Source organism: Flavobacterium cheonhonense, assembly GCF_035671315.1.
Lineage (GTDB): Bacteria > Bacteroidota > Bacteroidia > Flavobacteriales > Flavobacteriaceae > Flavobacterium > Flavobacterium cheonhonense.
This window is the reverse complement of record NZ_JAXAVY010000004.1, coordinates 75,089-95,165: the sequence shown is the minus strand read 5'-3', so window position 1 is coordinate 95,165 and position 20,077 is coordinate 75,089. Positions and strand designations below refer to the sequence as shown.

The following is a 20,077-nucleotide window of genomic DNA, read 5'->3' as shown; positions in this document are numbered from 1 at the left end:
ACTTACTATTTTGTATTTATTTTTACTTCCTTATTAAAATCTTGTTCTGTAATTTTGAAATACCGGTGAACCGCTTCCAATATCTTGTCTTTTCTGCCTTGAAAAGAATTAATAGCTAACAACGATACTTTTTGGGATCCGCTAATGGTTAAGAAGTACTTGTTGAATGTTTTGTTGGTAACAATCGGAGTGTTATTAATCAAACACATGGTATTGAGCCATACATCGTCCGAACCATAACTCAACTCCCTAATGAGTGCCTTGTCAAAACAAACTTCCGGCAAAACCTTAGGCGGGTAAAGTACACCGCACACCCCTAACTGAATTAATCGATGAGTGGGTTTAAGTATCTTCTTGTAAGTGGGCTTCCACTTTACATAAGGCACCAATTTACCGTCTTGATAGGTCACCAAATGGGTCATATTCGAACACACAGCACCCGGAAACTCAGTATGCATTTGCATCAAATTGGCAATCATATTCTCAGTGTAAATAATATCGTCGTCAACGGTTATAATAGTGGCATTCGGGTTATTAACAACGGTGTGATAGTATTTATTGTGAGAACGTAAATTTTCGCAATAATTAATTTCCAAACCTCTGGCTTTGAGTTGTAATAAACTATTAGGCAAAACAATACCGTTAAATTCTTCATCAGACAACCAAAGCATAATTCTATCAGGCTTGTAAGACTGACGAAAAATACTTTCCAAGGTTATCCAAATATTGTCTATCCTTGAAGGAATTGTGGTTAGGGTTACTATGAGTTCAAAATCTCTTTTGTTGTTGTTTAAAGCGTACTTACTGTCTGATTGGGTGTCAGCGTAATATTTAGGAACGGTTTTATTCATTATAAAATAGAACCCCTTGGAAACCGCTTTATTGATAACCTTTCCTAAAAATCCCAAACTTTTAAAGTTGGGGATGAAAAAAAATACTTTATATAAAAAATTCATTTGTGGTTAGTTATTTTTAGTGTTGCATAATGGATTCGAAAAGTTGTCCAATTTTTTCCAAAGATAAGCGTTCGTTAATCTTTTTGGCGTTGTTACCCAAAAAAAGCCGCAAAGCTTCATCATTTAACAATCGTTGAAGCATTTGGCTAAAATCATCAATATCATCAGGGTCAGCTATTAAAAAATCTTCCTCATGCTGTCCTAAATCGGCATAAGGAATCTTTGAAGATGTCAGACATGGCAAACCAAAGGCCATTGCTTCACACAATGCATTGGGAAAACCCTCTAAAACAGAAGGCAACACATAAACGGAAGCCCTTGAAAAATAGTAGTCAACTTCCTTCACTTGACCCTTAAACTCAACTTGCGTTGCCACACCTAGTGTTTGGCTTAATTGTTTCATCTCATCCAACTGTGGTCCATCGCCTAACATAACCAATTTCCAATCTTTTCTTTGCTGAAGCTTAGCAAAAGCTTTAATCAATGCAGCAGGATTCTTTTCCCATGCAAATCGACCTACATACAAAACGACCGCTTCTTTTGTAGCTTCTACATCCTGAACTACCTCACGAACCTGATTAGGAATAACCACTATTTTAAGTTTATTGTTAAACTTTTTCTCATTCCATTTGGCTGCCCGCGAAGTTTGCGCAATAAAGGTATGCGACCATCGGTAGGTAAGCAACTTCAGCCATTTCACGTGCCATTTAAACTTGTAATCCGGACTTGTCCTGTCTGAAACATGCACTTTCTTACCCAAACCCAAAGCTGCAATCAATACAAGAGGATTAAAACTGTCGCCGAAAGAAATAACGTTTTGAGCAGGTATAGCTTTAAATTGCTGTCTTAAAAACCGTATAATAAACCAATAATAAAAAACCAAATTACCTCCTTTACCGGGATGCGCTTTGGGTGGAACTACAAGGGTTACTTTAGGATCTAAATCATAAAACAAGGCCTCTTTTTTACACGAAATAAAAGTCACCTGATAGCCATTATTGGACAACCAATTGGCTAAGTTCGTCATAGCACGCTGTATACCTCCTATTCCTAATTTGGGAGAAACTAAAATTACTGCTTTCAAGTGTTTTGATTTTGGTTTAAAAACGCATCCTTCAAATCTTCAATAATCCATTCATAAGGATTAAAAGTTCCGGGATACCAATTTAGGTTACTGTCCCAATAGCCTTCACAATCGTAGTACCCTTCTTTTCGGTAACCATAGCTCATTTCAACCAATAAGGGCTTTTCATTTTTATATACAAAATCAAAAGCCACACATTGTGTTTTAACTTTATCGGCTATCGCAAAAGAAGCCCTCAGCAATTCGTCATCGAAGTTTTCTTTTTGGTATTCTATATAACCACTACCACTGGCCCTAAAATCATTAGGTCTGGTATACCGTTTAATAGCAAAGGCTTTATCTTTGATTACAATAACGCGATAATCTGAATCGTTATTGGGAATAAACTCTTGCAAATACACATAACCCCAAGCCTTACCGCTCATACGCTCATATTTCACAGGGTAAACCAAATGGACGATAGCTTTAAGGATATCAATAAGCTTCTTTTTCCCTAGTTTGTATCTCCTTACGGCTTCTTTTATGCCATCTATGGCATCATATTCTCTTATCCCTGAGCCAAACATGCGTTTCCCAATACTAATCAATTCGGATTCGCTCCTAACCAATTTCACATTCCTACTCCCGGATCCGCCTTTTAGCTTCCATACTATAGGATAAGAACATGTTTTGGCAAACTTTCTAAGTGTTTTCAAATCGTAAAAAACATGATTTTGTGGCGTAGCAATATCCAAGCCTTCGAAAAGGTATTTTTGCGCTACTTTATCGTCAAAGTGCCAGCCGGTGTTGTGGTTTGGAAACACAAGTTTACCGCAAAACTCCAAAGCTTCCAGCAATTTTTTAGCCATAAAATAATCGGTAGGATGCGACTGCTGGTGATGCCATAACAGTACATCAAACGATTTCATCTGTTCCATTATATCAGAATCATAGCAATTTACAAGGCCGTAGTCGATATTTTTTTCCTGACAATATGCAATCCATTTTGAGGAAAATGAGCCGGGTGTATCGTGTATAGCTATTCTCATGGGCTATCTTTTATTTTTAATTGCGTCTTGTAACACTATTGTTAACAACTGTTTGTGGGATTCACAACGAACCAAATTCAACAACAACAACAATTTATTTTTACTAAAAACAGAGGGCAACAAACCTTTTTTATAAAGTGAACTCAACTTGCCTTCATAGGGATTTATAAAGGACAAATACTGTAATCCCATTTTTTGGGCAAACCCAACATATTCCTCTTGTAAGCGCTCATCATTAGCAATAATGGCATTATAATGTTGTATAGTGTTTTCAAATTTTTTAAGTCGGTTCGATTCTAATTTAGTCAAACCTAAGGTGGCTTCGTGTTGGGAAAAAGGAATCACCTCAAAACGCATTGCCGCTTCTGCTATGGTAAATCCAACAGCCATACCGGTATGCCAATTTTCGCCCTTGGCCTTCTTGTTACTATCAAAAATAAAGTTACCTAAACTGTAAAAAATAGGGCGGTCCTTGTACAACTCATACCCACTGAAAGTGTGGGTGTGGTGACCAACTACAGCAGATGCACCGGCATCGATAAAAAACCTGAAAATCTTTTTCATTTCCGGCGTAGGCAACGGATGGTATTCGTTTCCGCCGTGATAGATCACCAAAATAAAATCGACCGAATCCCGCAACTCTTGAATTTGAGTAAAGTGGTCAATAATATCAACCCCATTAGCACCAGCCTCACTTTTGGCATCCGTAATCCATTCATGCTCACAAACATTAAGGATGGCTATTTTTTTAGACTTAATTTCTTTTATATAAGGTTGCTTTCGGACAGCCTTGGTTTTTCCGGCACCCACAAAAGCTATATCAGACTGCTCTAATCGTGTCAAAGTTTCCTCAAATCCCGCAACGCCATAGTCCATAATGTGGTTATTGGCTAAGGTTACCAAATTCACCCCTGCATTTTGCAAAGCTCCTAAAACAATGGGCTTCATTGAAATAACCGGACCCGTCTTAGACGTTGGTTGACCGGAAGTAATTACAGGTGCCTCTAAATTAACTATGGTTAATGCCGACTGCTGCAAATCCGGGTAAAGTTCCCCAAATAAGGTAGCATACTCTCTGCGCTCAACCAAAGGCTCAAGCCTTCCGCCGGCGTGGGGGCCAACATAAAAATCGCCGCAAACTAAAATATCATAACTCATTTCTTTGATGCTCTTATGTGGTTAGCCAATTGTACTGTATTCATAAATTCTATATCCGGATAGCGCTTTACCAAATCGGTGAGGATACGACCGAATAATTGCAAATTCTGAGTCCTGTTTTGCTCCTCTAAACCGCCCATGAAATTTACTCGATGTGTGGATAAAACTACTGGAGCCCCCACTAAAAAAGCGGCTTGTACTTCTTTGGTAATCTTAGCTTGCCAATCTACATTCGGTCTGGTTGAAGGCTCAAAACCGGCATTTCTTATCAGATAAACTTGACCAAGGCTATTAGAATCTCCCATATAGTGTTTAATGGTTTTATACCCCTCATAATCACCGGGCACTTTTTGAGCCCTACTGCCCTGTAGGGTATCAACACCTATTTTATGCAATAAGGCTTCATGCAACGGATGCCAAGTATAATTAGCGGCTATAAATGAAGTAGACTTAAATCCGAAAGCCCCCTGAAAGAGCTCTTGGGCTTCCTTTAGTATAACTTCATGCGTTTTAATATCAGCAAAATTATCGAGGTCAAGTGCGGTTAAAAAACTTTTCCTTTTAGCGTTGACTATAGTGGTACTCAACCCATAAACCTGATTATCAAAGGCCAATCGGGTCACTTCATCACCGCTTTCAAGAGCGCGCATCCAATTTTTAATAAAAACATGTTCTCTACCGTGCAATTGAGGAAAATACATTTTCGCAGCCATTCCCTGCTTAATAATGTCTAGGGTTTGTGTGGAACCTTGGTATTTTTGATACGTTTCCGTAACTGTTTCATAGGCATAACGTTCAAATTTAGCGGCCCTGATAATCTCATAATCCGGGTTGGCTACTATGGTGTTGGCGGTAATTACGGGCGAGTTGCCGTTTTGGTCTTTTACTGCCGACAAACATTCATAAAGCGCAGTCAAATCATCGGTATTTTCCAAACTGTCAAACCGATTATAACCACATTGATCTACCCTTATCCCGGCTGCTAAAAGAGCATTGTATGCCTGAACGGAAGGCATCCTTACAGAACCCCAATCGTCCGACTCAATAACCAATATCTTTCGCTTCGAACGAAATCCCTTTGCATTGAGTAGTATGTTTTTAATGTTTTCAACCATGGTTGTACTTTGTTAAGATTAACCGTTTATAATAAAATAAGACGTGAGCCAATTACCAAAAAACAGATTGGGTAAATTAAAAACAATTTTAGCCATATAAGTAAAATTGAAGAAATTCAACACTATCAAAAGACTTATAAAATGAAACAGTCTTTTGTTTTCGTGATAAAATTTTTTGTTTTGGGCATATGAAAATTTAACCGTTGTCAAAAGATAAAACAATACAAAGTAAAAATAGAAGTTACTGACCGAAAAAAAGCGATTACCATGAAGCACTGACGATGCAAAATTAGTTAAGGAATAGGAAAGCAATGCCATAATCATAAGGTCTTCATAAAACTTATGCTGCATGAGAAATCTTCTCCTTTTAAGGATAAAAAACAACAAACTAAACATTAAAATCTGGCGAGAATAAGTGATGATTCCCCTATTGATTGCCCTCTTGGCAGAGCCTTCTTTTTCTGCTTTTGCATATCTTTTACTATTGCTTTCCTGACCTTCTTCAGAGGCGTAAGCGTCAACTTGGGTAGAGATACTATCCGTTAAATACTGTTTGGAAAAGGTATCTACAAAACCTGATAAATTGGTATTAGAATACACTACCGATAGTCCAAATATCAATAGGGTCAAATTCACGCGCTTTTTTAAGTTTTTGATCAATAAAAAAACAAAGGGCAAAACGGTATAAAACAAAAACGAAAAGTGAATAAAGGGGGTTAACAAAATAAGGTAAAGAAAATTTCGTTTTTTATTCAACGTATACTCGAGCAAACACCAACAAAAGAACAACACCGCCGAGTTGAAACGGAAAGCAGTAACTACAGTAAACGGTAAAACGGTGTACAAAGCCAAAACATAAAACCAAGGCAAATAAGTCTGGTAAGCCGGATCAGCATTGTCAGCTATTACTTTGATACACTTGTAAAATATAAAATAGTAAATAGCGGTAAAACAAATCGTTATAAAGTAAAAATTAGTGGAAATAAGGGTTATCAACTTTGAAACCAAAGGATAAAAAAAGTCCTTTTCTAAAAAAATTTCTACAAACGAGTTATCCCTGTAATAAACAGCCGAAGTAACATACCGGTACATATCAGAATTGGGTCCCTCTAAAAAGTTAATCCCAACAAATACTGCAAACAGCATGAAAAAAAGCAACAAATATTTCGACTTCAAGTCTTTAAACACACTCACCATAGCGGGAAATGGCCATATAAAAACAAAAAGTAATTTAGGAATAATGCTGCGATTCATGATTTTCTTATCATTAAGTGATTTTAGTGTTGTATTTATCAGCAAAAAGTACCTGCTTCAACAAAAAATAATTAAACAAATATAAAAAGATGTAATTGATAAGAATTCCTATTGAAATACTACTTAAAACATCGGTTTCAAAAGTAAAGTAGCATAAAAAAGGAAAAGCAGCATAACCTATCAATTCAAAAAATAAAAAAACATAAGCTTCCTTATAGGCCTTGAGCGTGTATAAAATATTATGAGTGGTAGCATAACTGGAAAAAATAAAGGCTACCGACATGATTTGAATGGAAAGTATTGAGGCCGTATACTTCGGAAAAAAAGTAGTCACTACATAGGGCATAAACAATATTACCCCTATGGTAACAGGCAAACATATCAAAGGATAAATCCAAATCATTTTGTTGATATGCGGCCAAAGCAATGAGGCTTTTCCATCCTTACCGTATTTAAATCCCATTTGGGGTTGCAAAAATTGGTTGATTTGACTGGGCAATAAATTCATCATTGTTTTCAAAGCCATCGCCGGAGAAAACAACCCCAACTGCAATACGCCTCCCAAAGCCAATATAATCCATCTGGGAAAACTTTGAGCCAAGACCCTTAACTGATAAAACAACATAATAACCATCCCTCTTTTTAGGAGCTTTTGTAAAAAGGTTTTAGAGTATTCCGGTTTAATGTCTTTGTAAGGAGAATAAATATATAAGAGTACAGTGTGTTGTACCACTATCAAAATATTAAACAGCAAAATACCATAATAGTGATATTGATATACCAAATAAGTAGCCAATAAAGTGGTAATACTTTCAATAATGTATATTTTGGTTAACTTATCAAAAGATTTAGAGGTCCGAAAAGTGGATATCAAATGTAAGGTTAGCGAAGTACTCGCCGCAATAATGCAAATAGTGCCTATACCCAGCGTAAGTTCAAAACTATCCGCAAAAAAAAGCGAAGCTAGCGTTGCCATCAACCCGCCAACCATAAATAAAATGGAAATAAAATACGAGTACCATCGGGCCGATGCTATATACTTTTTGTAGTCGGCATCATTGTTTCCCATTAAAATAGGCAACTCAATAGATAAACCATTCTGTATACCCAATTGAAAAAAAGGAATATAAGCTAAAAAAATAGATACAGCATTCCACAACCCCAACTCATAAGGATTCAACCACCTCATAATTACGATGCCTACAAACATTTTGGCAAAACTATTAACGGTGCTCGACAAGCTGTAATACGAGCCGGTCTTGAGCAAATCATTAGATTGGAATTTATGATATAGTCTTTTTAACATTTAAAATACAATTTCGTTCAAATCGTCAATATTCACTATATGCGAGGTAGGATTTCCTATATCTATTTGTGTAAAAATATTGCCGAAATTATAAAGTTTATAGGTGTAATAATACTTACAGCTGTCATTGTAGGCAAACATTGAAGTAGAAGCAGCACTCAAAATGATAGTATTTTTCATGATCAACACATACAATTCTGCCGGTATTTTGTCTTTAATCACCCTAATATTCGGATAACTGTTGTACAAATCCAACTGCCCTTGTTCCGAATTAGGATGGGCCTTGTAGATGATTTTTTTATCAGGGAATTTGGCTAATAAATAGTCAAAAATTTCTTTTTCTCTTTCCCAATAAATCCGTTTCCAAGCTTGTCCCAAATAAAGGATGGAATCAACATCAAAATCAATTTTAAAATGGAATAAGTGGTTGGAAAAGGCAATAGATTCCTCACTGTAATAAGGCAGTTGCACTAATTTCTTTTTAGTCCTGTTGTTGTATTTTTCAGGATAAGTTAACCAAACTTCGTCAACTTCTTTAGAAAAAGCATACTTGTAATTGTTGTGAAAACCAATCCAAGCTACTTGTTTTCGCTTAAACATTTCTTTGTAATCGTTAAGCGTATCTCGTAGGATACAATACAAAAGACGCTTCTTTTTGTAATGGTGGTAAGGTTTCGTACCGTCTTGCAACAATGAAATTGTAATCCCTGTTTTGGAAAGCTTAGTCAGTAAAAACAAAGTTTCGGAACAGTTTTCTTGGAAAAAGAAAAAACGCTCTGGTTTGAAAGCCTTGATAACACCTACAAAATCGGTATTACCAAATTTATTTCGTTCCAATTCCCGGAATTCAATAAACGGTTCATTGCTTTTAAAATCGTTGCTGATTCGACCCTTGAGGTAGTAAATGATATTGTGGTAATCACGGTATTGACTAAAAATAGTATTTACAGCCATCAACACATGATATTGTGTTCTTACTAAAAAAACATTGGTCTTTTTGGTTTCCATGTGTTTATTACTTTTCGTCATTAATAGAATTGGTTATAAAGTCCAATTGCATTCTGGTTCCCTTCTCCAAGTCACAATTAACCTTTTGACCCAGTATAGTGTGGTAGTATTTAGGATGTAATCCGAAACCGGGTCTGATACTTTTAACATGGTCTTCGGTAATTACCTCACCTTTTTTTATATCCTTAACCACATACAACGATCGAGAGAAATCCTTTCCTTTGGCTTGTTTTTCGGTCAATTCATAATCAACTACGCCCATAGCCTTCTCAGCTTCTCTTACCGATTTTACCATATCGGTAAACTCTTGTTCATTCATCGAAAAAGAAGCATCTGGTCCTCCGATAGTTCGGTCTAAAATAAAATGCTTTTCAATAATTTTAGCCCCGAAACAGGTGGCTACTACCGGAACGGTGGCGCCCATAGTATGATCAGACAAACCGGCTATAACACCAAATCGCTCCTCAAAATCCTTTACCATCACCATATTAGCTTCATCTATTGGGGCCGGATAACTTGACGTACATTTCAATAAAGCAATGTCATTATTCCCCACTCTTCGGCAAGCGGCTAAGGCCATTTCAATATCCTCCATAGTAGCGATACCTGTGGAAATAATAATTGGTTTCCCTTTAGAAGCCGTGTACTCTATCAAAGGAATATCCGTAATTTCAAAGGAAGCAATTTTGTAGGCCGGAGCCTGTAACGATTCTAAAAAATCTACCGCAGTTTTGTCAAAAGGGGAAGAAAAACAAACCAATCCATTCCTTTCGGCTTCCTCAAAAATGGCCTGATGCCATTCCCAAGGCGTAAACGCTTCTTGGTAAAGATCATATAAATTTCTTCCTTCCCACAGAGTACCTTTAATCAAAAAATCTTCCTTTTTAGAATCTATAGTTATGGTATCAGCGGTATACGTTTGCAGTTTGATACAATCGGCACCGGCTCTTTTAGCGGCTCTAACCGTTTCCAAAGCAACCGCTAAACTTCCATTGTGGTTGGCGGAAAGTTCGGCTATAATAAAAACGTTAGAATGCTTATGGATATCAAAATGTTTTATTTTCATCTACGTGTAAATTTTACGGTATTATCGTCAATTCTTTCTTCTCTAAAATGCAAATCCCTGAAAATTTTAAGCGAGGCTACATTGTCTGTTTTTACAATCCCTACCACGGGAGCGGTGTGGGCATCGCTATCAAACTGAATCATACCTTCTTCTAAAATTTTCTTTCCCCATCCTTTTCCATGATGCTTAGGATCGATTAAATAACTAATAACAACCTCGTCGGCTAATACATCAAATCGGATAGATCCTATGGGTTCATGATCAACAAACGCCAAGTAATAAAAAACCTGCTCGTTTGAAATTTTTGAAGCAAACCATGCCTTATGATCATCAAATGCTATGGCATTTTGAGACAAAGCATACCTCCGCACTACGGCATCAGTAGCCCAATTAAAAGTTACATCTACATCAGCAGGAACTGCCCTCCTGAGCTCAAACGCAGTTTGATACTTAGCATGAATAATAACGTTTTTAAATTGATTGTTAAAAAAGCAATGGTCTTTTAAAACCGCTTCCTTTTTAAACCCCGCGGCCTCAAGCACGGGATATAAATGAGGTCTCACATCAAAGGCATAAGTAAAAATCTTGTGCAGTTTTAGTGCTCCAAAAGCCACTTTTTCAATGAGAGAGAGGTAAATAGTCCAATGCTCACTAAAAGCTTCCTGCTCAAGGGCTGTATCCATAATAAATGAAATTTCAGCATGCTGATCATTCCAGTTAATATGCACCAAACCGCCATACCCTATACATTGATCATTCTCGAGATAAGAAAATAAAATTTGATTCGGTTGTTCCTGTTCAAACAAACCCGAAACGACATTTGTAAAATAATTCTCCTGATCTGCAAGGGTTAATGGTTTTTGTTGTCGCAAATGGTAAATTTGTTCATTGCGCCATTGCATAATAGCAATCCTGTCCTCATAGCGAATGGGGACAATTTTGTAGTGGGCATGAGCAAACTCTTGTTGCGCTAAAACTTTATATTGCATGTGTTTAATTTAATCGCTTAAATCCGGAATGACAAATAGGTCCCTCTAAAAGTGTATGAAGGTCAACATCGCTGTTCTGATGCGCTTTGATTTGATGGTAAACCGAATCCAAAGCTTCAAAATACTGGGCAAAATCTACATCTTCATGCGCAATGGAAGCATAAAAATTAGTACTGGCCAAAAATCCTTTCTTCAGCATTTCCTGCGTAATAAAAGTTTTGAACAGCAAAGCATCATCGCTGTTAAAGGCATAAGTTGTTAAGGACGGTATACCTGAAATGGTAATAGACAACTGATGAGCGTCGGCCAGTTTTTGCCAACCTTGCTGCATTTGTTTCCCTTTTTCAGTAATAATGTCCCATGATTGGATGCGTTCCATCACCTCTAGTGTTTTCAAGGCGGCAGTAGGCCCTATGCGCTCTGTCCAAAAAGTACTGCTGATAAAGGTTTTTTGTGCCGCTTCCATCACCGAACGCTTACCCACTACTGCGGTTAAAGCATAACCGTTACCGATAGTTTTACCATACATAGCCATATCCGGCTCAACTCCATATTTTTTATAAATCCCGCCAAATGTTTCCCGGAAACCGGAAGTACATTCATCAAAAATCAACACTATATTTTTTTGAGTTGCCAAATCGCGAACTTTTTGTAAAAAGTTATCTTCCGGACCAAAATTCCGAACCACTTCCATCTTGATTACACCTATATCTTGAGTGTCCACAATTTGCTCTAACTCTTCAATATTGTTGTAGTGAAAAGGGAACACCGAATTTTTTAAATTTTTAGGCACACCGGCCGGTTCTAAACCGGGCAATAAATGTCCTGAAAGACCATCACCACTGTTGTGATTGGTAGACAAATACCAATCATGCCAACCGTGATAACCACAAATGGCTACATTGTCTTTGCCGGATGCCGCACGCGCAATTCTAATGGCAATAGCGTTAGCTTCACCGCCGCTTCTGGCAAAACGTACCATATCAGCCCAAGGATTCATGGCTACTAGCTTTTCAGCCAAATACACTTCCTCCGGACAGTTCAAAGTACTCATATTGCCGTTCTTTATCGTTTGCATTACTGCTGCATCAACTTCGTCATGACCGTAACCTAGGGTATTCGTACCTATGCCCATAATAGACATGTCAGTAAACTGATTACCGTCTAAGTCCCAAACTTTATTGCCTTTCGACTTTGAAAAATAACTGGGCCAATTATCCGGTAAAAACATTTCCGGTCTTTTGGATAAAAGCATGGTACCGCCGGGAATGAGTGATTTTGCCTTCTCATACAATTTTTGTCCGGTTCTGTTATTCATGGGTATCTTGATTTAATGATTTTAAATAACCTTCATTTCTGGTGATGCTTTGGTTGCTTAAAGCATCTTGGTGTGCTAAAATATAGTCGGTATACGTTTTCCAATCCTTGTCAGTTCCCAACTGCGCTATCAATAGCGCAACGGTGGCCAAATCGGAAGGTTCGTCTACTGTCATTCTAACTTTATTATAATTATCAGGAGCCGCAAAATTCATAGCCTTGAATAGGGTTCCGCCATTAACATCCGCATTTTTTCTAAGGTATGGCGTCACATGTTCCCTGTCTGACAATAATGTAGCTTCACGCCAAGCCTGCTCCAAAGCGGCAAAAGTAAAAACCTCTACATCTTGACCGTCAGGAAAATGCTCAACTAAAACATTAGCTCCATAATCGAGTTTGTTCGTTATAGTCATTTCAATTACTGCATCGATCAAACTAGCATCAATTAGCGGACAATCCGAAGTAACCCTTACTACATAATCAGGTTGATAGTCAACTACAGCTTTATAAAACCTGTCTAAAACATCTTCCGTAGAACCATGGTAAAAAGAGACTCCGGCTTGGTTAGCTATAGCAGCTATTTGTTTCGATTTGGGCTCTAGAGTCGTGGCCACCATAATTTTTTGGGCCAAGACCGATTTTTTTAATCTTTTCAAATGAACCCCAAGCAAAGTGTCATCGCCTAATTTTTGCAATACCTTTTCCGGAAACCTGCTGCTTCCTATTCTGGCTTGGGTAACCAATATTACTTTGGGTGCTACCATTTTGAAGGGTTTAATAATTCTATAGTTGCTACATTAATTTGGTCAATGGCCAATAAAGCTTCAGCTTTTATGACAACACTGCTCCACTGTAAATTTAAGTTCAACTGCTCCATACTTTCAACACCTATTAAAACTTTATCTATATAGGGTTTGGTCAAACAATATTGCAAGGCCAAATGGCCGATGTCAAGTTTGTTATCATTGGCAATGCTTTTGATTTCATCCAAATAAAAACGCAAAGGCTCAAGCTTTTCCGGTAAAGCATTACTGTCTTTAAAAAACAATCCTTGTAAAAAGCAAGAACGGGTGTGAATTTCCTTTCCGGAATCCTTTAAGGCCATCAGCATGGTGGCTCTCAGGTTGGCATTATCCAACATATTAAAAGGCAATTGTACAACCGATATCAAATCATCAGAAAGCAATGCTTCTAATTCTTCGTTGGTATAAACCGATACCCCTATTTTTTTAAAATATCGGGGATAACCCTGTGCATAAATTTCAGATAAAATGGCTTTATTTTGTTGGTAAGCTTCAAAAGAATGAAACATTACAGTATGCACAGCCTCAACCTTCATGGCTTGTATACTGGCCTTCAAAGAAGCAAACCAATCTACCGCAACATCCTTACTGAACTTTGTATTAACTAAAAACGCATCCTCCGGATTGGCTTCATGATAAAGCCCTATTCTATGTTCCGCAACGCCATAAGCAGCTGCTGTATCGAGCTCAGTGATACCGTAACCGTAGGCTTCTTTTAATAGGGCAATTACAGAAGACTCGTTGGGCAAACCTTGAGTATTGTTGATCCCATAATCAAGACCAAACTGTACTGTTCCTAAAATTAACTTCTCTTTCATTAGGCAAACTAAGAATGGGCAATAGCTTCTAAAATAGAGGCCGCAGCCTCTTTATCATGCTCCCACCATTGACTGTCCAACAAAGCATTGCGCTGTGCTAGTGTGAGCCTTTCAGCTATCATTTTGGCAGGAGTTCCTGCAAATACGGTAAAAGGAGGAACATCTTTGGTCACCACCGATTTACTACCGATAACAGCACCTATACCAATTTCGATTCCCGACATAATAGTTACGCCTTCACCTATATAAACATCATGACCTATCGTAAGTACATTCATTTTCTTAGTGTCGGAAGTACTGTCTTTAGAGCAATCGTAATCTTCTTTATTTTTACCAAACTGGTAACCAAAAGGATAAGTGGTCAACTGGCTAACATCGTGTCCTATCAAACCCAACCTGCAATCAGCTCCAATATGACAATAATTGCCAATCTCTACATTGTATAAAATAGTGCTGGGTTTAAAATAGGAATATTTTCCAATCTTAGCCATCCCTACACTGCGAGCTTTGTCACTAAAGTAGGCCTCTGAGTAATATCGTTTAATTTTTCCTGTCGAAACGCCTAAAGAAACCAACTGCTCTTGTACACGTTCAAAAGCTATAATTCCTATCACTATTGTGTCATAAACAAACAAATCCGCATCATACGGACTGTAAACAGGAATACCTTCATAGGTGGTTCCACGCAATCGACTATCATTGTCGAGAAAGTCAAACACAACGGCTTCATGACTGATAATCGAAGAAGCGTATAGACTTCTGTAAACCTCCAGTCCTTCCCTGCACGCACCGAAAACAGCTATCCTTTTCATTATGAGTTAAAATAATTTACAACCTCATCAATTACAAACTGCTGTTCTTCATCAGTCAGTGTTGGATACATAGGCAAACTGATACAATGCTTATAATAGCGTTCCGCATTAGGCATATCGCCTGCTGCCCAACCAAATTGCCTGTAATAAGGCATTAAATGACAAGGAATATAGTGAATTTGAGCAAAAATATTTTGTGTTCTCAAGTAATTATACAAGCCCAATCGATCGTCTGTTTCCAATACATACAAATGATAAGCATGGCCTTCAACTACACCCGACTGTCCTTTCAAGAAAGATTTCCCCTTAAAAGCATCAGCATATCGCTGGGCTATTGCCCGACGTCTGACTATACCCTCATCCGCTCTTTTCAACTGGCTTAAACCAAGTGCAGCTTGAAAATCGGTTAATCTGTAATTAAAGCCTAAATCCTGCATTTCCATATACCACGCAGGATAATTGTTTTCGCCTCCGGCAAATGCAATAGTATTGGTATATAAATCTTCCGATTTAACGATACCGTGAGTTCTTAATTGTAACAGTTTTTGGTACAACTTTTCATCGTTGGTAGTAACCATCCCTCCCTCACCCGAAGCTATGTGCTTAACAGGATGAAAAGAAAAAATGGCTAAATCCGCAAAATTTCCGTTACCGCAATTTTGTACCGTTCCGGTTGAATCCGTAAAATAGCCTCCGGGTGAATGACATGAGTCCTCAATAATCCAAAGGTCATATTGTTGGGCCAAAGCCTTGAATTTCTCAAGATCAACTGCTCTTCCTGCAAAATCTACCGGTATAATCCCTTGATAGGTTCCCATGGGAGCAGCCTCTAGTAAGGCCGCCACAGCATTGTAATCTAAAAGATAGGTCTCCGGATCAATATCAGCAAAAACAACTTCTCCACCACAATAGCGAACACAATTGGCTGAAGCAGCAAAGGTAATGGGCGTTGTAATAACTTTTTGCCCGGGTTTAACCTCTAGAGCCAAAGTACACAAATGCAAAGCTGCAGTACCATTAGCTACGGCCACCGCATACTTACTTCCTATATATTGGGCAAAAGCATTTTCAAACTCGGCAATCTTCGGTCCTTGGGTTAAATAATCTGACTGTAAAGTGGCAACTACCGCAGCTAAATCTTCGGCAGTAATGTTTTGTCTTCCGTAAGGTATAGCTTTTCTCATAGTGTAAAACTCTCATCAACGTGTTCTTTAATGAGCTGTCTCATGGTTTCAATGGTTTCCCATTCCGTGTTTTCTCCCGAATTATAGGTAAAGCCAACCGGTACTTTTACAGCCTTGAACGTAGTAGTGAAATTATCCAATGACCAATTAGGCCTTGAAGGTAAAATAGCATAATATTTCCCTAAATCATAGGTATAAAAAGAGTCGGAAGCGGTAATCATCTCTTCATGTACTTTTTCACCGGGTCTGATGCCGATAATCTCTTTTTTACATTCAGGCCCAATAGCTTCTGCTACATCTAAAATTCTGTATGATGGAATTTTAGGCACAAAAAGCTCACCGCCCCAAGCATGCTCCAAAGCATGCATAACCATATCAACCCCTCCTTGCAACGATATGTTAAAACGGGTCATTTCAGGATCGGTAATAGGCAAAACACCTTCTTTTCGTTTCTTGATAAAAAAGGGAATTACAGAACCGTTAGACCCCATCACATTGCCATAACGAACTACAGAAAAACGGATGGGATTATGTCCTTTTATATTGTTAGCCGCTACAAATAATTTATCTGAAGTAAGTTTGGTCGCACCATATAAATTAATTGGAGCACAAGCCTTATCTGTTGACAAAGCCACAACTCGCTCTACCTTAGTTTCTAATGAGGCATGAATTACATTTTCTGCGCCACCTATATTGGTTTTTACACATTCATCCGGATTATATTCCGCAATAGGAACGTGCTTCATCGCCGCAGCATGAATTACATAATCTACTTCCTTAAAAGCACGAAGTAACCTCTCACGATCTCTCACATCTCCAATAAAAAATCGAATTTGTGGGTAACGGCTCGTAGGATAATCTTGAGCCATCTCAAATTGCTTTTGCTCATCCCTAGAGTAAATAATTAATTTTTTGACCTCAGGATGAGTGTTGAGTATGTGTGCCGTAAGTGCTTTTCCAAGCGATCCGGTTCCTCCGGTAATCAATAAAGTTTTATCTTTTAAAAACATTGGTAATGTAAGGTTAATATAGATTATAAATAGTTGTAGTGTTTGGAGAACAAAGTAAAACTGTATACAAAGCCAAAATCATTTCATGTTGAATTAATTGCTTCTCAATAATAAAGTGTTAAAAATATTAACATTTACAAAGATAAAAAAAAATGAATGGCAGCCTACTAAATACCCCAAATAAGTAACCATTAATAATGAAAATATAACGTTAACTCCCGTTTTTCAATCAGATGGGCCAAAAAAAATAAATAATAACAAACCCGGCAGAATTTGCACAATAAAACACTAAACAAAAACCTATTATCGACAATAAAAAACAGCCTATCACAATAAAAATTCACTTCACCGAAACAAAGCAACCAAATAACGAATAGTTATACCAAGAAAAATCCCTGCCTCTTTGCAGAGACAGGGATTATTATCTAAACTATACGAACTCGTAATTCCTAATTCGTAATTAACAATTCGTAATTCGTAATTCGTAATTAACAAATAAAACCTATCGTTTCACTACTCTCAAAGTTCTCACTTCGTCGCCTTGAGTAAGCACTACGTTGTAAACACCGCTTGGGTATTGATCCCCGATAGCTAACGTACTCAAGTCATTGGCTTTACTTTCGTAAGTAGTCATCAATCTGCCCAACATATCGTAAACTTTTAAGCTTACAGGCGCTTGGCTCGAAGTAGTCAAATCTATCAAGAAGTTGTTCTCAAACGGGTTAGGATAAGCTGTCGCTGTAAACTCTTTAGCCGCTACTCGGGTAGCAGTTGTTGCATTTGGTGTTTTAATCACACAGTCTTTACCTTGTGGCCCTTCACCATAGTAGAACAATTTAACAGACACCAAGTACTCAGTACCCGGCTCTAATCCATGAATCATGTTCAAGTTAAAGAAGTTACCCAAACGATCTAAAGTAATCGGTGTTCCTTGTGGCGTACCATCAACCAATTTTTGCAAGATAAACTGGTAAGTAGCTCCCGATACAAACTCACAATAAATCAACTCAGAAGCAGATGTAACTTGGTAAGCTCCCGGATTTTCAGGATCACCATTACTACATTGAGACTCTTGTAAACCAACTGTTGGATAAGCAGGTGTGCTGATAGTACACTCCGGACCAAAAGAACCTTCAAAAGTAACACCATCAATCACTATAGTAGCTGCAACTGCCACTGCATACTGTGAGTCGAAAGTTAACGACAAGCCCGCAAAACTAGTCAAACGGAAACTTGTAGCGGTGGTAGTCAAAGTATAGTTGGTAGGTGTACCAACTTTTCTAACACGGTAAGTGTAATTAACCGCATTCGGAACAGAATTGATGAAAATTCTATCGGTGATACCGGCCAAAGTTTGACCACACTGATTGGCTGAAATACTAACAGAACTTACCGTTGGTGTACTAACCGAACAAACATTTCCATAAGCTGTAGTAGTAGCGATACCGTTAACCAAAATATCAGACTGTACTGCCACCAAGTAAGTTGCCCCAAAGGATACCGGTAAGTTAGGCACATTGGTCAAACGGAAACTCGAAGAATTGGTAGTCAACACATAGTAAGTAGTTGGAGCTGTACTCAAAGCTACTCTCCATCGGTAATTTTGAGCACCCACAACCGTAGAGGCAAAAATACGTGTATTCAAAGCATCTAAAGTCTGTCCACAAGAAGTAGCCACCAATTGGTTGGTTGGTAAACTTGGAGTGGTTATAGTACAAGGTGTACTGTATGGTTGTAAAACACCGTTTACAACTGCAGCTGCTTGAACGCTGAACGAAGTACCAAACGCATAAATGTTGGTCATCGTTAAATTGAAATTAGCAATATTGCTATCCACTGTAGCAGTAGCATTAGTAGTCAAATTAGTTACTCTGAATCGGTAACCCAAAGTACCTACTACTCCACTTGGTACCGAACACTTGATTCTAGAATCAATAGCAGGCATAGTCAATCCACAGAAGTTAGTAATATTGGTCAAATAAGCACCTGTTACCGTATTGGTAATTACATTACTGTTAGCAGTAGTAGCCGTTAAACAGCTACCACCTGAGATACTGATGCTCGCGCGTACTTGATTCCCGTTAGCCAATGTACTACTGGTGTAAGTATTCGATGAACCACTTTGTACTGTTTGACCGTTAACGGTAAAAGTATAAGTAGCAGTACCACCACTTAAGTTTGATGCCGAAGCGGCAAAGGTAACACCTGTACCATAAGCAAAGGTATTATCAGCATCGCTGCTCGTTAATGATACGCCTGGGGTAACTAAAGCAGTACCGGCTCCGATGGTAAACGATGAAGTAGTCAAAGCACCACAAGTCGGATAAGTAACCGTTACGGTGTGACTTCCGGCACTCAAACCGGATACCGTGAAAGCACCTCCTGATAGAGTAGCGTTTTGATCCGCTCCATTATCAACTTTATAAGTAATAGCAGCACTATTGTTAGGCGCACCTATTAAGGTAATCAAAGCACTTCCGTTAGCAGAACCCACACAAGGTGACTCAGCTACTAAGTTGCTGGCAGCAACAGCCGTAGGACAAGAAGGTGCGTTTAACACCAATGACAACGGACTCGCTGAAGTATAACCCAAAGCTAAAGCACCGGCTGTTGGTGCGGTAGTTGTGTAAGTCGCTGCTGGAGAAGTAGCCCCAAAAGGATAACCATTAACAGCTGAATTGGTTCTTCCCGTAGCAACAACATTTTGCAACCAAAGTGAAGCATTTCCACTAGTTGTCCATGCAACAGTATTCGTAATTCTGTATGTCCCTAAAATCAATGTAGTCCCTTGCGCCATGTCAACACCATTAGCACCTGACAATGCTTGCAAAGAAATACGAACATGACCCGCCGTTGCCACTCCGGGGGTGGGAATAACCATGTTGGTCAATTCAGGACTCTTTGAATTTGCCACATAAGCGGCAGAAATGGTACCTCCATTAATAATGGAGGTACTAAAATTAATTCCTGCAGAATACCCCCCAAATCTTTGGTTAGTATTAGCTGTAACTCTCAAAGTAACATCCATGGTCCTGTCGGTCAAGGCGGTCGCCGACATACTCATGGTGTACGATTGCGCCCTTCCTGAGATGCTGAGCATCATCAGGAAAAGGACCAATCCAAACTTCAATACTGAATTTTTTATTGTTTTTTTCATTTTTAAATTTAT

The 20,077-nt window shown here is 38.3% G+C and carries 17 protein-coding genes; all 17 read right to left on the bottom strand.

Annotation, left to right across the window (positions count from 1 at the left end; genetic code table 11):
- Positions 1-5: 5 nt before the first annotated feature.
- The 17 genes from SK086_RS10140 to SK086_RS10060 all read right to left on the bottom strand — a co-directional run bounded on the left by SK086_RS10140 (position 6) and on the right by SK086_RS10060 (position 20,065).
- Positions 6-851, bottom strand: a complete 846-nt coding sequence (locus SK086_RS10140; protein WP_324691448.1) for a hypothetical protein — start codon at positions 849-851, stop codon at positions 6-8.
- A 121-nt stretch (positions 852-972) separates the two neighbouring features.
- On the bottom strand, positions 973-2,040 hold the full coding sequence (locus SK086_RS10135) for a glycosyltransferase (protein WP_324691446.1): 1,068 nt from the start codon (positions 2,038-2,040) through the stop codon (positions 973-975).
- Positions 2,037-3,068, bottom strand: coding sequence for an ATP-grasp domain-containing protein (locus SK086_RS10130; protein ID WP_324691445.1), 1,032 nt, complete (start codon positions 3,066-3,068; stop codon positions 2,037-2,039). Before SK086_RS10130 ends, SK086_RS10135 begins: the two co-directional genes overlap by 4 nt.
- Before the next feature lie 3 nt (positions 3,069-3,071).
- Positions 3,072-4,226: a CapA family protein gene (locus SK086_RS10125; RefSeq protein WP_324691444.1), complete on the bottom strand. Its 1,155-nt coding sequence runs from the start codon at positions 4,224-4,226 to the stop codon at positions 3,072-3,074.
- Positions 4,223-5,341: a hypothetical protein gene (locus tag SK086_RS10120; protein WP_324691443.1), complete on the bottom strand. Its 1,119-nt coding sequence runs from the start codon at positions 5,339-5,341 to the stop codon at positions 4,223-4,225. The genes SK086_RS10125 and SK086_RS10120 overlap by 4 nt, the downstream gene beginning before the upstream one ends.
- 18 nt (positions 5,342-5,359) lie before the next feature.
- On the bottom strand, positions 5,360-6,595 hold the full coding sequence (locus SK086_RS10115; protein WP_324691442.1) for an EpsG family protein: 1,236 nt from the start codon (positions 6,593-6,595) through the stop codon (positions 5,360-5,362).
- 13 nt (positions 6,596-6,608) lie between these two features.
- Positions 6,609-7,901: a lipopolysaccharide biosynthesis protein gene (locus SK086_RS10110; protein WP_324691441.1), complete on the bottom strand. Its 1,293-nt coding sequence runs from the start codon at positions 7,899-7,901 to the stop codon at positions 6,609-6,611.
- A complete protein-coding gene (locus tag SK086_RS10105; protein WP_324691439.1) occupies positions 7,902-8,930 on the bottom strand; it encodes a polysialyltransferase family glycosyltransferase in 1,029 nt (342 codons plus the stop codon).
- Positions 8,917-9,975 carry a pseudaminic acid synthase gene (pseI, locus tag SK086_RS10100; protein ID WP_324691437.1) on the bottom strand — a complete coding sequence of 353 codons (1,059 nt, stop codon included), beginning with the start codon at positions 9,973-9,975 and terminating at the stop codon, positions 8,917-8,919. Before pseI ends, SK086_RS10105 begins: the two co-directional genes overlap by 14 nt.
- The gene (locus SK086_RS10095) at positions 9,972-10,964 is read right to left on the bottom strand and encodes a GNAT family N-acetyltransferase (protein WP_324691434.1); all 993 of its coding nucleotides are present in this window, start codon (positions 10,962-10,964) and stop codon (positions 9,972-9,974) included. Before SK086_RS10095 ends, pseI begins: the two co-directional genes overlap by 4 nt.
- A 4-nt stretch (positions 10,965-10,968) precedes the next feature.
- Positions 10,969-12,282 carry an aminotransferase class III-fold pyridoxal phosphate-dependent enzyme gene (locus SK086_RS10090; protein WP_324691430.1) on the bottom strand — a complete coding sequence of 438 codons (1,314 nt, stop codon included), beginning with the start codon at positions 12,280-12,282 and terminating at the stop codon, positions 10,969-10,971.
- Positions 12,275-13,045 (bottom strand): glycosyltransferase family protein, encoded by a 771-nt coding sequence (locus SK086_RS10085; RefSeq protein WP_324691428.1) that lies wholly within the window; start codon positions 13,043-13,045, stop codon positions 12,275-12,277. The genes SK086_RS10090 and SK086_RS10085 overlap by 8 nt, the downstream gene beginning before the upstream one ends.
- Positions 13,039-13,902 (bottom strand): aldo/keto reductase, encoded by an 864-nt coding sequence (locus tag SK086_RS10080; protein ID WP_295333305.1) that lies wholly within the window; start codon positions 13,900-13,902, stop codon positions 13,039-13,041. The genes SK086_RS10085 and SK086_RS10080 overlap by 7 nt, the downstream gene beginning before the upstream one ends.
- An 8-nt stretch (positions 13,903-13,910) precedes the next feature.
- Complete coding sequence (locus SK086_RS10075) at positions 13,911-14,714, bottom strand: hypothetical protein (RefSeq protein ID WP_295333307.1); 804 nt, start codon at positions 14,712-14,714, stop codon at positions 13,911-13,913.
- On the bottom strand, positions 14,714-15,898 hold the full coding sequence (gene pseC, locus SK086_RS10070; RefSeq protein ID WP_324691420.1) for a UDP-4-amino-4,6-dideoxy-N-acetyl-beta-L-altrosamine transaminase: 1,185 nt from the start codon (positions 15,896-15,898) through the stop codon (positions 14,714-14,716). Before pseC ends, SK086_RS10075 begins: the two co-directional genes overlap by 1 nt.
- A complete protein-coding gene (gene pseB / locus SK086_RS10065) occupies positions 15,895-16,908 on the bottom strand; it encodes a UDP-N-acetylglucosamine 4,6-dehydratase (inverting) (RefSeq protein WP_324691417.1) in 1,014 nt (337 codons plus the stop codon). Before pseB ends, pseC begins: the two co-directional genes overlap by 4 nt.
- Positions 16,909-17,410: 502 nt before the next feature.
- Positions 17,411-20,065 carry a T9SS type A sorting domain-containing protein gene (locus tag SK086_RS10060; protein ID WP_324691415.1) on the bottom strand — a complete coding sequence of 885 codons (2,655 nt, stop codon included), beginning with the start codon at positions 20,063-20,065 and terminating at the stop codon, positions 17,411-17,413.
- Between the last annotated feature and the right edge of the window lie 12 nt (positions 20,066-20,077).